Below are 15549 nucleotides of genomic sequence, written 5' to 3'. Positions count from 1 at the left end.
CCGAAGTCCTCCCCTCCGCTCTCCCCGATCACCGCACCGACCGCGAACGTGAGGAACCTGCCGTGAAGTTCACCGACGGCCACTGGCTGATGCGCCCCGGCTGCACCGCGCGCCATGCCGCCGAGGTTGCGGACCATCGCGCCGAGGAGCACCGGCTGACGCTCTATGCGCCGGTGAAGAACGTCCGCGGCCGCGGCGACACCCTGAACAGCCCGTTGCTGACAGTCGAGTGCTGGTCCCCGGCCGAGGGCGTCATCGGCGTGCGGACCACCCACCATGCGGGATCGCTGCGCCGCGGACCGGACTTCATCCTGCCCGGCGCGAGCGGGGCAGTCGGCAAGGTGCACCGCGACGGCGAGGTGCTGGAACTCAGCTCGGGCGAACTGACCCTGCGGGTGGACACCTCGCGGCCCTGGCGGCTGGAGTTCGCCGCAGAGGGGCGGGTGCTGACCACCGTCGGGGAGCGCGGCACCGGCTTTGTCACGGACGCCGAGGGGCGCCACCACATGGTCGGCCAACACGCCCTGGCAGTGGGGGAGATGGTGTACGGGCTCGGTGAACGGTTCACCCCGTTCATCCGCAACGGCCAGACCGTGGACATCTGGCAGGCCGACGGCGGGACCAGTAGCGAACTGGCCTACAAGAACATTCCGTTCCACCTGACCAACCAGGGCTACGGCGTCTTCGTCAACCACCCCGGCAAGGTCAGCTATGAGGTCGGCTCCGAGGCCGTCGGCCAGGTGCAGTTCAGCGTCGAGGACCAATCGTTGGAGTACTTCATCGTCTACGGGCCCACGCCCAAGGAGATCCTCACCCGCTACACCGCACTGACCGGACGCCCGGCGCTGCCCCCGGCCTGGGCGCTGGGCCTGTGGCTGACGACCTCCTTCACCACCGACTACGACGAGGCCACCGTCAACCGCTTCGTCGACGGCATGGCCGAACGCGGGATCCCGCTCAGCGTCTTCCACTTCGACTGCTTCTGGATGCGCGAGTACCAGTGGTCCGACTTCGCCTGGGACGCCCATACCTTCCCCGACCCGGTCGGCATGCTGTCCCGGCTCAGGGAACGGGGCCTGCGGGTCTGCGCCTGGATCAACCCCTACATCGCCCAGAAGTCGCACCTGTTCGACGAGGGCCTGCGCGAGGGCCACCTGGTGCGCCGCGCCGACGGCAGCATCTGGCAGTGGGACCTGTGGCAGCCCGGCATGGCGCTGGTGGACTTCACCAAGCCCGCCGCGCGTGACTGGTTCATCGGCCACCTGCGCGTCCTGCTCGACCAGGGAGTGGACTGCTTCAAGACCGACTTCGGCGAGCGCATCCCCACCGACGTGGTCTGGCACGACGGTTCCGACCCGGAACGGATGCACAACTACTACACCCACCTCTACAACCAGGCCGTCTTCGACCTGCTGCGCGAGGAGCGCGGCGAGGGCGAGGCCATGCTGTTCGCCCGTTCCGCCACGGCCGGCGGCCAGCAGTACCCGGTGCACTGGGGCGGTGACTGCGAATCGCACGCCAACGCCATGGCCGAGTCGCTGCGCGGCGGCCTCTCCCTGGGCCTGTCCGGTTTCGGCTTCTGGAGCCACGACATCGGCGGCTTCGAGGGCACCCCCACCCCGACCGTGTTCAAGCGCTGGGTGCAGTTCGGCCTGCTCTCCTCGCACAGCCGGCTGCACGGCAGCAAGTCCTACCGCGTCCCCTGGGACTACGGCGAGGAGGCCGTCGCGGTCACCCGCGAGTTCACCCTGCTCAAGCACCGTCTCGCCCCCTACCTCCAGCGGGCCGCCCAGCAGGCGCACCTCACCGGTATCCCGGTGATGCGCGCCATGGTGCTGGAATTCCCCGACGACCCCGCAGCGGCCACCCTGGACCGGCAGTACCTGCTCGGCGACGACCTGCTGGTCGCCCCGGTCTTCACCGAGGAAGGCACTGTCGACTACTACGTCCCCGCCGGCACCTGGACCAACATCCTGACCGGTGACCAGGTCACCGGACCGCGCTGGGTGCGGGAACTGCACGACTTCCACACCCTGCCGCTGCTCGCCCGCCCCGACGCGGTGATCCCCTTCGCCGCCGACGACCAGCGCCCCGTCTCGGTCTGGGCCGACGCGGTGGAACTGCACGTCCACGCTTTCGCCGACGGCGCGGAACGCACCGTGGTGATCCCGGACCCGGCCGGCCTGGGCGAGTCCGCCCGCTTCCGGCTCCGCCGCGAGGGCGACCGGCTCCAGGTCACCACCGACAGCTGCCTGCCCTGGAGCCTGCGTGTCGGCGGACCGGAAGGCACCCTCCACGTCAATCCGGCCGACACCAGCCGGATCGACCTGCCCTACCCGGCCTGACCGAACCCGTCCTGAACCGACCACTGACGCCCTGACCGGAGGACCGGACCATGACCACCCGCTCGCAGGCTTCCCGCTCACAAAGCGCCCGCCCGTCGGCCGCCGATGCGCTGACGGACCGTCTCGGCGGTCTCGCCTTCGGCGGTGACTACAACCCCGAGCAGTGGACCGAGGAGGTCTGGAAGCAGGACGACGAGCTGATGCGCACGGCCAGGGTCAACCTGGCCACCGTCGGGGTCTTCTCCTGGGCCCTTCTCCAACCGGAGGAGGGCCGCTACGACTTCGCCTGGCTGGACGCCCACATCGACCGCCTGCACGCCAACGGCGTCGCTGTGGACCTGGCCACCCCGACCGCCTCCCCACCGCCGTGGTTCTCGCTCGCGCACCCCGACGCCCTGCCGGTCCAGGTGGACGGGACCCGGTTCACCCACGGCAGTCGCGACACCTACTGCCTGGCCGCGCCCGCCTACCGCGCTGCTGCCCGGCGCATAGCCGGTGCACTGGCCGAGCGCTACGGCGACCACCCCGCGCTGGCGCTGTGGCACGTCCACAACGAATACGCGTCAGTGTGCTGGTGCGACCACACCGCCGAGGCGTTCCGGCTCTGGCTCCAGGCCCGGTACGGGTCCCTGGAAGCCCTCAACGAGTCCTGGGGGACGGCCTTCTGGAGCCAGCGCTACGGCGCCTGGCAGGAGATCCTGCCGCCCCGAGCCACGCAGTGGCACAAGAACCCCGGGCAGGCGCTCGACTTCCGCCGCTTCTGGTCCGACGAGACCTTGGCAGCTTTCCGTGAGCAGCGCGACGCGATCCGCGCCGCAAGCGACCGCCCGGTGACCACCAACCTGATGCTGCCCGGCTACCAGACCATCGACCTGTGGGCCTTCGGCCGCGAGGTCGACATCGTCAGCATCGACCACTACCCCGTCGCGCCGGGCCTGGACGCCGCCGCCGACACCGCCTTCGGCGCAGACAGGGCCCGCTCCTTCGCAGGGGGCGCCCCCTGGCTTCTGATGGAGCAGGGCACCAACACCGTCTACGCCGGCGACCGGATCCTGGGCAAGGAGCCCGGTGAGATCCTGCGCCACAGCCTGGGCCATATCGCCAGGGGCTCCGAGGGTGCGCTGTTCTTCCAGTGGCGCCAGTCCAGTGCGGGCGCCGAGCAGTGGCACTCGGCGATGGTGCCGCACGCCGGCCCCGACAGCCGGATCTTCCGCGAGGTCACCGGGACCGGCGAGGCCGTCGCCCGGCTCGGCGAACTCGCCGGCTCCACCGTCCACGCCGATGTCGCCGTGCTGCACGACTCCGACGCATGGTGGGCCATGGACGCCGACGGGCTGCCCTCCGCCGAACTCGACTACCACGGCACACTGCGCCGGGCCCACCGGGCGCTGTGGGACGCCGGTGTCACCGTCGACTTCGCGCATCCCATGCAGGAGCTGGACCGATACCGGCTGGTCGTGGCCCCGGCGCTGTTCCTGCTCTCCGACGCCGCAGCCGCCAACCTGCGCCGCTACGTCGAGGGCGGCGGCACCCTGCTGGTCCAGTACGCCTGCGCCTACGTGGACGACCGGATGCAGGGCCGCCTCGGCGGCTACCCCGCACAGCCGCTGCGCGAGGCGCTGGGCATCCGGGTCGAGGAGTACCGCCCGCTGGGACACGGCGGGCTGATCCAGCTGTCCGATGGCTCGCAGGCCACCGCCTGGAGCGAACTACTGCACACCGAGGGTGCCGAGACGCTCGCCGCATACACCGACGGCCTGCTCGACGCCAGTCCGGCGCTGACCCGCCACCGCCTCGGCAGCGGGCAGGGGTGGTATCTCTCCACACGCCTGGAGGACGCCGACTACAGCGCTTTGGTGCGCCAGTTGCTCGACGAGGCCGGAGTCACGCCCGACCTTCCCGGTCTGCCGGCCGGCGTGGAAGCCGTCACCCGGCACGCGCCCGACGGCCGCAGCTGGCAGATCCTGATCAACCACAGCACGGATGCCGTACGCCTGCCGAACCCGGCCCACGATCTGCTCACCGACACCATCGCCCACGAACTGCTCCCCGGCGGTTGCGCAGTGCTGCGCAGCTCGTGACTCCGCAAGTGCCCCGACCGGCCGAACCGCGCGCCGCCAGGCCTGACCGGCGCGCCCTTCCGCTGCGCATCTCCGCTACCCGAAAGGACCTCGTGGCGTGTCAGACACCCGCCCCACCAATCCCGTGATCCCCGGCTTCCACCCCGACCCGAGCATCTGCCGCGTCGGTGACGACTACTACCTGGTCTGCTCCAGCTTCGAGTACTTCCCCGGCATCCCCGTTTACCACAGCCGCGACCTGGCTCACTGGACGCAGATCGGCAACGCCCTCGACCGGCCGAGCCAGTTGAGTCTGCCGGCCGACATGCCGTCATCCGCCGGGACCTACGCCCCCACACTGCGTCACCACGACGGACGCTTCTGGCTGATCGTCACCAATGTGCGCGAGGGCGTAGGCAATATCGTCGTCTCCGCCACCGACCCCGCCGGTCCCTGGTCGGATCCCGTCCGGCTCCCCGGCGTACCCGGGATCGACCCCGACCTGGCCTGGGACGAGGACGGCACCTGCTGGTGCACCGTCGCCGGGGTCGCGCAGGTCAGGATCGACCTGGAGACCGGGGAGACGTTCGGGCCGCCGAGGAAGCTGTGGTCGGGCGCGCCTGGCGCCAAGGCCCCGGAGGCGCCGCACCTGTACCACATCGGGGAGTACTGGTACCTGCTCATCGCCGTGGGCGGCACCGAGCGCGGCCACGGCGTGGCGATCGCCCGAAGCCAAGCGCCCAGCGGCCCGTTCGAGCCGTGCCCCACCAACCCGATCCTCACCCATCGCGGCACCGACCACCCCGTGCAGAACACCGGGCACGCGGACCTGGTACAAGCCCCCGACGGATCCTGGTGGATGGTCATGCTCGGGGTACGACCGGGCGGTGGCACCCCCGGCTGGCACGTGCTCGGCCGGGAGACCTTCCTGGCGTCCGTGACCTGGGTGGACGGCTGGCCGGTCGTCGATGAAGTCGCCCTGGATCTACCGGAGTTCCCGTGGCCGCTGCTCCCAGGCCCCGTGGAGGAGCAGCGGGACGACTTCGAGCTGAGCGAACTGCGCCCGCTGTGGATCTCGCTGCGCGACCGCCCGGCCGATCACTTCACCACCAAGGAACGCCCGGGCTGGCTGACGCTCCGCGCCCGGGGCGCCTCCCTGGATGAGGCCGACGTCATTTTCGCCGGCCGGCGTCAGCAGCACCTGGCGTGCCGCGCGCGCACCCTCATCGACGCCTCGCAGGGATGCGGCGGTCTGGCCGTACGGCTGGACGAGCGGCACCACTATGCGATCGAGGCGTCCGACACCGAGGTGCGGGTCATCGCGCGTGTCGGCACCTTGCGCAACGTCGTGGCCGCGGAGCCCCTGCCCGAGGGGTCGGTCGTCCTGGGCATCACGATCACCGACCCGCCGCCTCCGCACGACGCCCGCACCGGACCCGACGCCGTCTCTCTCGGCTTCGAACGGCCCGACGGCACCTTCACCACGCTCGCCACCCTCGACGGCCGCTACCTGTCGACCGAGGTCGCGGGCGGCTTCACCGGCCGCGTCATCGGCATGTACGCGGCGAGCGGCACCACCCACTTCGACTGGTTCGACTACGAGCCCAACGGCCGCTGAACCAGTCGCTTGAGGGCGATCCCGCCGAGGGACGAGGCGGCTCCTCCCTCGGCGGGATCGTTCAGGACCGCACGTCACACTACGGCGGCCCCGCCGCACCATGAGCACCGTTCCGACCAGCATCCGCACGAGTGAGCGAAAGGTACGAACGCGTGAAGGACATACGGAAACCGGAGTACCACCGCGGCCGTCGCCGCGGGCGCCTGGCTGCCCTGCTGATGACGCTGCTCGTCGTCGTGGGCCTGTCCAGCAGCACCGCGATGGCCACAGTCAACAGCCCGTCGCACCAGGTCCAGTCCAAGGTGAGAGTTCCCGCCAACCCCATTTACGCCGTCGCCGCGATGCAGCCCAGCTGGAACCTGGGCAACACTCTGGACGCCTTTCCCGAGGAGACGTCCTGGGGCAATCCGCCGACCACCAAAGCGCTGTTCGACACCATCCGCCCGCAGGGTTACCGCAGCGTACGCATCCCGGTGACCTGGACCGACCACCAGTCGGCCACCGCCCCATACACCATCGACGCCGCGTACATGGCCCGGGTGAAGCAGGTGGTGGACTGGGCGCTCGCCGACGGCCTGTACGTCGTGCTCAACGTCCACCACGACTCGTGGCAGTGGATCAGCAAGATGTCCACCGACCACGACAACGTGGTCGCACGCTTCAATGCCTCCTGGACTCAGATCTCCTCGGCGTTCCGCGACGAGCCGCGCACCCTGCTCTTCGAGAGCGTCAACGAGCCACAGTTCGACAACGCCACTGACGCACAGAAGACCCAGTTCCTGAACGAGCTCAACACTTCCTTCCACCGAATCGTCCGCGCCTCGGGCGGCGGGAACACCAACCGTCTGCTCGTCCTGCCCACGCAGTACTGCACGCCCGACCAGAAGCCCATGGACGACCTGAACGCCACGATAAGCGCGCTGCACGACAGCAACCTGGTGGCCACCGTGCACTTCTACGGTTGGTACCCGTTCAGTGTGAACGTCGCGGGCGGCACTCTCTACGACGCCGTCGCCCAGAAGGACCTGGCCGACTCCTTCGCCCGCATGCACGACTCGTTCGTCGCCAAGGGAATCCCCGTCTACCTCGGTGAGTACGGGCTGCTGAGCTGGCCGGACGACAACCATCCCCCGCGCGTCGAGCGGGGTGAGGCGCTGAAGTACTTCGAGGAGGTCACCAACGCGGCGCGCACCGCCGGAGTCACGACCGCCCTGTGGGATCCCTTCTCCTACCTGAACCGCGCCACCATGCAGTGGCGCGACCCGGCCCTGTTCGCCTGGATCAAGTCGAGCTGGACCACCCGTTCGGGAACCGCATCCTTCGATAAGGTCTACGTACCGAAGTCGAGCCCCATCGCGGCCCAGACGCTCACGCTGAACCTGAACGGCACAGCCTTCCGGGGCCTGTGGCAAGGCGGCACCCAGCTCGTCGCGGGACGCGACTACACGCTCTCCGGCAACCGCCTCACCCTCACGGCCAGGGCGCTGACCCGACTGACCGGCAACCGCGACTATGGGGTCAACTCGACGCTCCAGGCGCGGTTCTCCCGCGGACTGCCCTGGAACATCGACATCGTCACCTACGACACGCCGGTGCTCTCCAACTCCACGGGAACGGCCGACGCGTTCACCATTCCCACGCAGTACCGCGGTGACGCACTGGCGACCATGGAGGCCACGTACGCCGACGGCAGCAACGCCGGCCAGACCTCCTGGACCCCGTATCAGGAGTTCAACCAGGCGTTCTCGCCCGACTATCCGGGCCGCACGATCATCCTCACCTCCGCCTTCCTGGCCGCGCTGCACGACAACGCACCGGTGAAACTGACCTTCCACTACTACAGCGGCGCCACCGTCATCTACCACGTGACCAAGTCCGGCGGTTCGGTAACCGGCACGACATCCTGACCGAACGGCCCCTCGCCCTGGTTGCCCGGCTCCACCGGGCAACCAGGCCATTTCCACGCCCGAAACGTTGCAGCGAAACAGATAATTGGATGGTGAAACACGGCAACCTCCGGTTGGGTCGGCGGCAACTTCACCAGGAGACACCGCCTGATCTTCCGGAACGGATGAGCAATGAAGAACCGGCGGGCCCCACAGCACCGCCGCCGCAGACTGCGGTGACCGTGGGAGGGCCGCTGGCGCGGGTCCCCGCGAGCACGCTGAACCTGGGCAACAGCCTCGACGCCGTCCGCCGCCCCCGCACTGTGGAGACGACCTCTGATCTGCTTAAACACTGTCGGGATGACAGGAATTGAACCTGGGACCTTTGACGCCAGCGTTCATTCAAGCCTGACGGACTGTAACCGCTGGTCCGGCGCAAGTGGCTGGATGGCAGGTCCGAGGGCGGCTTCACCCGGGCGCTGACGGGCGGAGGGGGTGCGGAGCTGCACAGTGAGGAGGCGAAGGCGTCCGAGGAATTGACGTACTGGCGCACCGTCATCGCCCAGGCCGAGGCCGACGGATTCAAGGTCTGGGGCAAGGCCGATTTCACCAAGGGTGATTGCGCCCGCTCCCGCGGGCGCTGGTACGAGGTCTTGCGCGTCAACACCAAGTCCCTGACCGTGCCCGGCGGACCGGACATCCAGCCCGTCATTGCGCCTACTGCCTGCGCCACCGCGACGGCCGTCAGGTGCGCCTGACAGCGAACCCCGACACGACCGGCGCGGAGTTGCGGGCGGCTCTTCCCCACCGGGCTCCTGCCGGAGAACCCGGATGACGTCGTGCCCTACACGACGGACATCCGGGCCGGGCGCATCACGATGGCCGGTACGAAGACCGCCCAGCAGATCGCAACCGACGTCACCCGCCGCCTGCTGCCGATCCTCACGACCGCGCACGCCATCTGGCACAGCAAGGTGAGGCGCCTGCGCGCCCATGAGGCGTCCGCAAGGCCGTCGCCGGGCAGTTCGCCGCGGTACCCGGCATGTCCGCCGCATCACGCAGCCGTTCGCACAACCGCTCACAGTTCGCGTGGCGCCTGGGATGGGAAGGCACGGACCGCGCACCGCGAGGAAACTCAGGGCGCGGCGCCACCGTGCCGCGCGCCCGGGTCGAAGTCGACGCCGCCGATGACGGCGAGTACACCAGGATCGAGTTGTCCGGGCTGTCCGGCGCCCAGGCGGAACGCGTGCTGCGCGCCCTGGTCGAGCAGGCGGCGGCGGGATGATGTCGAGCCGGGCTCGGAGGCCCAGATCGACTACGGCTTCCTGGGCAGTGGATCAACCCGACTACCGGGAACGGCACCGGATCGTTCGGCGGCAAGCCCCGCCCGGGCGGAAAGCATTCAGCTCCGCATGCCTACCGCACACGTTTCGTACGCCGTTCGTGCGCCTCAGCCGAGCGGCATGCCACCAGGTGCAGAGGAGGCTGGCGGCGGTGACACTGGGGGCATGTCCACCCCGCCGGAGCCGCCACCCAGCCCGGAGCCCGCGCGTTCGCCGGCGGTGACTCTCATGAGGAAGACGGCGTACATCGCCGCCCCGGGGACCATCGTCTTCGCGTTGCTCTACTACTTCGGCAGCCTCTACATCAAGGCGTACTACACCACTCTCGGCGTCTTCCCCGAGGATCTCGGGTTCTCGATCCAGGGCACCGTCGCCAACAGCACGGACGTGATCTTCCTGCCTCTGTGCATGTTCCTGATCGGTGGCCTGATCTCGTTTCTGGCGCTCGGCTGGCTGGCACAGCGGCTGGACGGTCCGAGGCGTGCTGCTCGTCGCCGCACGGCGATCAGCTGGCTGCTCGCCCTCGGGGTGGGGGTGGTACTGGTGGGTGTCGGGGCCTTCGTCTGGGAAGTCCTCCCGACGCAACGGGCACAGCAGTTCGTGCCGGCCCTGACGGTGGCCGTGGGGGCGACACTGGCCGTCTTCGCCGTCCACCTGCGCCTGACCACGAACGCAGGTGCCCGGAACCGGCCCCCGCCCGGCGACCGGATGTGGCTGGCGGGCGGCACACTCCTCCTGGCCCTGCTCACGCTGAGCCTGTTCTACGACATGACGCAGTACGTGGCGGCGGTCGGCCGCGGCGACGCGAGGTCGAAGACCGACGGGGGCTACCAGGGCACCCAGTGGGTGGTGGTCCACTCGCGGGTGCCCCTGGCCCACTATGCGCCGGGCATCACCCCCAGGGACCGCGGCCCCGGACTCGGCCCCTATCGCTACGAGTACCAGGGCTTCCGCATCATCGCGAAGGCACCGAACCGCTTCTACCTGGTCTCCCACACATCCCGATGGAACGACCGCGTCGTCGTCGCGCTGCCCGATGACGGCACCGTGTGGGTGGAGATCCGCGGCGTGATGTAAGGGCCTACGGCGTCGGTGTGTCGTCCTCGGTGGGAGGCGGCGGCGTGGTCGGGGGTTCGGAGGGGGTAGGTGACGCCGTCGTTGTGGGGCTCTCAGGGGTGGAGGTCTCAGAAGTGGGGGACTGCGTGGTCGAGGCCGTGTCACCGACCGCGAAACCGACCACGGGGTAGGTCGCGGTGGTGCCGTCCGCGTCCGTGATGACCAGTTCTCCGGAGTACGACCCCGGATGCTCCGGTGTGTGCTCGATGGTCGCCGCGCACGGGTTCGGCGGATGCGGGCCCAGGCAGTCCGTGCCCTTCATCTCCCCCTGCCCGTTGCTGTGGGCACTGTAGGCGAGGTCCTGCAGCGGCGAGGGCTGATCGCCGCCCCGCACCTTGATCGACACGTTGCCCGTGGCCGGCTGGTTCACCCTCGCCTGCGACATGTGGATCGTCGGCCCGGAGCCACCCTCGGCGTCACTGCCCGGGAAGACTGAGGCGAGCGTCTGTGCCGCCTCCGGCGTCCCCGTGGCGTTTCCGGTCTCCTGGCCACCGTCCGAACCCGAGTCCTCCTTGCAGCCCGCCGTTGCCGCCAACGCGGCGACCAGCACGGCGGCGGCAAGGCAACGGATCCCCGCTGAAGTCATGGCGTCGGCCCCTCCGCTCGCGGTCAGATCGGCCCTCAACCTCGCACACCCACCGCCCGACTCCCCCGCACCACCGTTCGACCACACCGCACCTTCACTCGAATGGCACCCGTTTCAACGCCGCGGCAAGTGCCCAGCCGAAGCCGCGCACGACCGGGTGGTCCGGCGCGACGGGCGCGAGCGGATGGGCTAGGTACAGGCGTACCCGTCGTGGCCTGGTCTGGTGGTGGCCTCGTCCAGATCAGGAAGGCGCACTACGCGTTCACTGTGAAGAAGAACCAGAAGGGCCTGCACGAGCAGCTTCGGACCCTGCCCTGGGATGAGGCGACGGCGAAGTTCTACGACCGATCCACCGCTCATGGATGCCTGGAGACCCGCGTGGTGCAGGCCCTGACCGTCACCGACTTCGGCGTCGACTTCGCACACGCCGCCCAGCAGATGTGTGGCGGGCGGTCAGGGGTGTGCGGTCTGGGTGAGGGTGGCCGTGAGCTCCTCGACGAGGTCGTCGTCCAGGGGGCGGCGGGTGGCCAGGAGGCGGTACCACAGGGCGCCGAACACGATGTCCAGGACGGTGGACGGGGCAGGGCGGGGCGGCAGGTCGCCTCGTGTCAGGGCCCGGTCGAGGACGACCTGGAGCGCGTCGCGCCGACGCTGCAGAAAGGTGTCGCGGAAAAGCCGGCCGAACTCCTCATTGATCTGGGCCTCCGCCATCAGGGCGCGCAGGATGTCGGTGACGGCCGGCCGGCCGCCGAGCCGGAAGGTGTCCTGCAGGAAGGCCCGCAGGTCGTCGGGGTAGGAGCCGTGGTCGGTGTTCGTGACGTACAGGTCGGCCTTCACCGCGAGCGCTTCGAGGAGGACGGCGGCTTTGGAGGGCCACCAGCGGTAGATCGTCTGTTTGCCGCATCCCGCGCGCTGGGCGATCCCTTCGATGGTCAGCCTCGCATAGGCGACCTCGCCGATCAGTTCGAACGCCGCGACCAGGATGGCCATCCGGCTGTGCTCGCTGCGCTTGCGCCCCGGGCGTGACTCTGAAGGAGGTTGCTCGTCCATGACCATGGGGCTTAGTGTAATACGAGACGCGACGGTTCGAATTGAGGAGACGCCATGTCCCAGCGCACTGCCCTCATCGTCGGGGGAACGTCCGGTATCGGGCTCGCAACGGCCCGCCTGCTCCAGGCGCGTGGAGCCACGGTGCACGTCACCGGCCGCACCAAGGAACGCCTCGACGAACTCGCCGGCACCGACGTCGGACTGATCGGGCACCAGGCCGACGCCGGGAGCCCTGATCAGATGACAGCACTCGCCGAGGCGATCGGCCGGGTCGACTGGCTGGTCCTGGCGGCCAGCGGGGGCGAAGGCATTGGGCCGGTGTCGGAGCTGGACCTGACGGCGCTGCGGCGGGCGTTCGAGGCCAAGTTCTGGCCGCACATCACCACCATCCAGGCGGTCCTACCGCACCTCGCGCAGGACGGCTCCATCACCCTGCTCAGCGCCATCACCGCGCGCACCGGCATGCCAGGCACCGCCGGCGTCGCCGCTCTCAACGGCGCGGTCGAGGCCCTGGTCAAGCCGCTGGCCGCGGAGCTCGCTCCGATACGGGTGAACGCCGTCTCCCCGGGGCTCGTCGACACGCCCTGGTGGAACGGCCTGCCGGAAGACGCCAAGCGGGAGTACTTCGCCCAGGTCGCGGCCGTTCTGCCGGTCCGTCACATCGCCTCCGCCCAGGAGGTCGCCGAAGTGGTGGCCCTGGCCGCCACCAACGGGAACCTCACCGGAACGGTCATCGAAAGCGACGGGGGAGCACGTCTGGTCTCGCTCGGCTGACCCGCGCCGCACCCCGCTGGCGGTGTCCGCGGCCCCGCCTCATCTCGTGCAGGTCGCGGACGAACCGTCGTCGGCGGGGGCGGGGTCGACGGGGACTGAGGTGGTTGCGGGTGCCGGCGACCGAGGCGCCAACCGGCTCCAGCGATGGCACGGCCTGGCCGTGCGAACGGACAAGCCTGCCATCGCCTACCCGGCCCGAGGCGTCCCCGGAACGTGGCCGGAGACCCCGATCAGCGGCCCCGAGGCCACCACGGCGTCGCCGAAGGCGCCTGCGCCCCCAGCCTCATGGACCTGATGGAAGCCCTGTGCCGGACCCTGGAACGCGGCAGGCCACCGGCCGGCGCTGGACCCCTGACTAACCCCTGCACTTTGCTGGGCTCGGGCAATGGTCCCTTGTCGGACGGTGTGGAAGCATCCTGCCCATGCGATGGGGACGCACGTCACGGGACCAGAATTCCAACGACGCACTGAGGGCGCAGGTGGCACTGCTGGAGGAACAGGCGCTCACCTTGTTTCAGCAGGGCCGCACGGGCGAGGCCGTGCCGCTGCAGGAACGGGCCGTCGAGCTTGTCCACGCGATCATCGATGCCCAGGCCGGGCCCACCCCCGACGACCTGGTGATGCTGGGCTCACTGCAGTACGGGCTGGGTTCGAGTCTGCGTGCGGTGGACCGTCCCGACGACGCACTGGCCGCGCTCGATGCGGCCGAGGAGGCCTACGGCGACGTGCTCGACGCCGGCAGGCGGGACATGGTGCAGCGGATTACGGATGTGCAGGTGCGCCGTGCCAGAACGTTCCAGGAGCTGGGCCGGGTGACGGACTCGATCCTCGAGATGGACGGTGTGGTCCGGGCGTCTGTGCTGGCGGGTCCGGACGGCGATGTGTTCGAGTTCGAGCTGGGGCTCAGCCGGCTGCTGTACACCAACGCCCTGGTGCTGGGCCAGTACGGCGACCCGGATCTGATCCTGAGCTCGGCGGACACCGTGGTGCGGCTGATCACCTCGAACGGCCTGAAGGTCAACACGCTCGAGGGCGATCGCGACTACTACATCGATGTGCTGCGCAGCGCCGCCACGATCGCCATGCGCGAGCACGCCGGGCAGGGGCGCGCCGAAATAGCCGCGTCGGCCGGGCGGATCGCGGTCGATACCTGGACCGAGGTCGAGCGGTCACAGTTTCCGCAGCTGATCCGCGACATGCGCGAGATGCCGTCCATGTACCGCGTCTCGATCGTCCGGGCCGCGGCGTACTACGGCAAGCTCACCGAGGCGCTCGGCCAGCAGGAACTGTCGCAGCGCTATCGCCACTTCGCGCGCGGCGTGGACGCCGACGTCGCCGGCCGCGCCGAGCAGAACTGGCTCGGGATCGGGATCGGACCGATGACCATGGGCACGGCACTGCACCAGGCGCGCAAGCTGCTCGGCGTCGGGCAGGTGCCGGACGAGGTCCTGCTGCTCGGTGGCCCGGACAACGCACGCAGCAGGTTCACCACCAACCAGCGCTGCCCGCAGTCGCAGTGGGCCGCTTCGGCCAAGGAACTGGCCCGGATCGTGGCACCGCTGGAGCGGCATCCGCAGCTGGTGGCCACGCTCGGGCTGGAGGCGCACCTGCTGTACGCGTCCTCACTGGCTCTCGCCGAGGACGTCACGGCGTGGCACGTGGCCAACTCACGCCATTGGATGTACCTGATCCGGGACCTGGTCAAGGCGTTCGAGCAGGCAGGCGACCAGGCCATGTGCCAGGAGCTGAAGCGCTGGATGGACGTCACCTGCGAGGTCATCAACCCCTTCCACGACCCCCACGGCCACTGACCGAACTGGAGGGTCCGCGGGGCGAACTTCGCCCACGAGACCAGGTGGTCGGCAGTGGGGAAGACGTGCATGTCCGGTCCGAGCCCAGCCAGCAGCACCTGGGCGGTCCGTAAGCCGACCCCGGAGAACCGATTTTCACGTCGGCGAGGCGTCCCGTCAGGGACATGGTGGACTGTTTGAGATGTCTCGTCTATGCCGGTTCGGGTGGTGTGGACAGTGAGGCTGTGACTCCCGCGCGGGCCAGCTCGTCGGTGATGATGCAGATCACTGTGCGGGCCATGGCCGGCAGGATGGCGTCCTTGCAGTTCAGTTGGCTGATCGGGCGGTTGAGAACCTCGATGATCTTGTTCGGCTGTATGGTTCGGTTCTTTGTTCTCAGCGCAGTTGCTCGGCCAGTCCGACGATGATGCCTTCCGGGCCGCGGAGGTAGCAGAGCAGATAGCTGTCCTCGAACCGGGCGATCTCGCCGACGAGTTCAGCGCCGTGGGGGCGCAGGCGGGCCACGGTGTCCTCGAGGTCGTCGACGGCGAACATGACGCGGTGCGTGCCGAGAATGTTGTGCGGCCGGTTGCGCGGCCCGGCGCTGATCGCCGCGGGGCTGCGGTATTTCGCCAGCTCGAGCCGGCTGTGACCGTCCGGGGTCCGGACCATGGCGATGTCACAGCGGACGCCGTCGAGTCCGGTGCACTGGTCGGCGACGGGGCCTTCGACCTGCGCCCTGCCCTCCAGCTCCATACCGAGTTCCACGAAGAACGCGATGGCGGCGTCCATGTCCTCGACGACGATGCCGACGTTGTCCATCCGCTGAATCGCCATGCTGGTTTCTCCTTCTTCCTCGCGCGGCCGGTGGTGGCCGCTGATGTCCCTGGGACGGAGCCGGTGGCACGTTCTCGACATCCGCAGACCGCCGAACTCCGAAAAATCTGGATCGCACCTCAGCACCGCTACGGCAGACCCGCG

At 69.4% G+C, this 15549-nt stretch carries 12 protein-coding genes; 9 read left to right on the top strand and 3 right to left on the bottom strand.

Annotated features, from left to right (window positions below):
- Positions 1–62 precede the first annotated feature (62 nt).
- From yicI to AC07DC_RS31150, 7 genes are all read left to right on the top strand, one after another.
- On the top strand, positions 63–2345 hold the full coding sequence (gene yicI / locus AC07DC_RS31180) for an alpha-xylosidase (protein ID WP_478917836.1): 2283 nt from the start codon (positions 63–65) through the stop codon (positions 2343–2345).
- Positions 2346–2395: 50 nt separating this feature from the next.
- Positions 2396–4426 (top strand): beta-galactosidase, encoded by a 2031-nt coding sequence (locus AC07DC_RS31175; RefSeq protein WP_478917835.1) that lies wholly within the window; start codon positions 2396–2398, stop codon positions 4424–4426.
- A gap of 97 nt (positions 4427–4523) precedes the next feature.
- The gene (locus AC07DC_RS31170) at positions 4524–6023 is read left to right on the top strand and encodes a glycoside hydrolase family 43 protein (protein ID WP_478917834.1); all 1500 of its coding nucleotides are present in this window, start codon (positions 4524–4526) and stop codon (positions 6021–6023) included.
- A 152-nt stretch (positions 6024–6175) separates the two neighbouring features.
- Positions 6176–7930 carry a cellulase family glycosylhydrolase gene (locus AC07DC_RS31165; protein ID WP_478917833.1) on the top strand — a complete coding sequence of 585 codons (1755 nt, stop codon included), beginning with the start codon at positions 6176–6178 and terminating at the stop codon, positions 7928–7930.
- Positions 7931–8445: 515 nt separating this feature from the next.
- Complete coding sequence (locus AC07DC_RS31160) at positions 8446–8667, top strand: hypothetical protein (RefSeq protein WP_478917832.1); 222 nt, start codon at positions 8446–8448, stop codon at positions 8665–8667.
- 395 nt (positions 8668–9062) lie between these two features.
- Positions 9063–9194, top strand: coding sequence for a hypothetical protein (locus AC07DC_RS31155; protein WP_478917831.1), 132 nt, complete (start codon positions 9063–9065; stop codon positions 9192–9194).
- 286 nt (positions 9195–9480) lie between these two features.
- Positions 9481–10329, top strand: a complete 849-nt coding sequence (locus AC07DC_RS31150) for a hypothetical protein (protein WP_478917830.1) — start codon at positions 9481–9483, stop codon at positions 10327–10329.
- A gap of 4 nt (positions 10330–10333) precedes the next feature.
- On the opposite strand, the gene AC07DC_RS31145 is transcribed toward AC07DC_RS31150, so the two are convergent.
- Entirely contained in the window at positions 10334–10954 is a 621-nt protein-coding gene (locus AC07DC_RS31145) for a hypothetical protein (protein ID WP_478917829.1), read from the bottom strand.
- Between the two features lie 453 nt (positions 10955–11407).
- On the bottom strand, positions 11408–12010 hold the full coding sequence (locus AC07DC_RS31140) for a TetR/AcrR family transcriptional regulator (protein ID WP_478917828.1): 603 nt from the start codon (positions 12008–12010) through the stop codon (positions 11408–11410).
- Positions 12011–12058: 48 nt separating this feature from the next.
- Here AC07DC_RS31140 and AC07DC_RS31135 point away from each other — a divergent pair, with 48 nt between their 5' ends.
- Both AC07DC_RS31135 and AC07DC_RS31130 read left to right on the top strand, forming a co-directional pair.
- Complete coding sequence (locus tag AC07DC_RS31135) at positions 12059–12778, top strand: SDR family oxidoreductase (RefSeq protein WP_478917827.1); 720 nt, start codon at positions 12059–12061, stop codon at positions 12776–12778.
- Positions 12779–13200: 422 nt separating this feature from the next.
- Positions 13201–14589 carry a hypothetical protein gene (locus AC07DC_RS31130; RefSeq protein WP_478917826.1) on the top strand — a complete coding sequence of 463 codons (1389 nt, stop codon included), beginning with the start codon at positions 13201–13203 and terminating at the stop codon, positions 14587–14589.
- Positions 14590–14964: 375 nt separating this feature from the next.
- Here AC07DC_RS31130 and AC07DC_RS31125 read toward each other — a convergent pair whose 3' ends face one another.
- Positions 14965–15405: a VOC family protein gene (locus tag AC07DC_RS31125; RefSeq protein ID WP_478917825.1), complete on the bottom strand. Its 441-nt coding sequence runs from the start codon at positions 15403–15405 to the stop codon at positions 14965–14967.
- Positions 15406–15549 lie beyond the last annotated feature (144 nt).

The sequence above is a fragment of the Streptomyces sp. NPDC045021 genome (assembly GCF_056432645.1).
The sequence above is the reverse complement of the archived record's forward strand: the minus strand, read 5'-3'. Positions and strand labels throughout refer to the sequence as shown.

Coding starts and splice junctions, on each gene's coding strand:
- AC07DC_RS31175 (WP_478917835.1), top strand. CDS start 2,396: ATGACCACCCGCTCGCAGGCTTCCCGCTCACAAAGCGCCCGCCCGTCG.
- AC07DC_RS31150 (WP_478917830.1), top strand. CDS start 9,481: ATGAGGAAGACGGCGTACATCGCCGCCCCGGGGACCATCGTCTTCGCG.
- AC07DC_RS31145 (WP_478917829.1), bottom strand. CDS start 10,954: ATGACTTCAGCGGGGATCCGTTGCCTTGCCGCCGCCGTGCTGGTCGCC.
- AC07DC_RS31140 (WP_478917828.1), bottom strand. CDS start 12,010: ATGGTCATGGACGAGCAACCTCCTTCAGAGTCACGCCCGGGGCGCAAG.
- AC07DC_RS31135 (WP_478917827.1), top strand. CDS start 12,059: ATGTCCCAGCGCACTGCCCTCATCGTCGGGGGAACGTCCGGTATCGGG.
- AC07DC_RS31130 (WP_478917826.1), top strand. CDS start 13,201: ATGCGATGGGGACGCACGTCACGGGACCAGAATTCCAACGACGCACTG.
- AC07DC_RS31125 (WP_478917825.1), bottom strand. CDS start 15,405: ATGGCGATTCAGCGGATGGACAACGTCGGCATCGTCGTCGAGGACATG.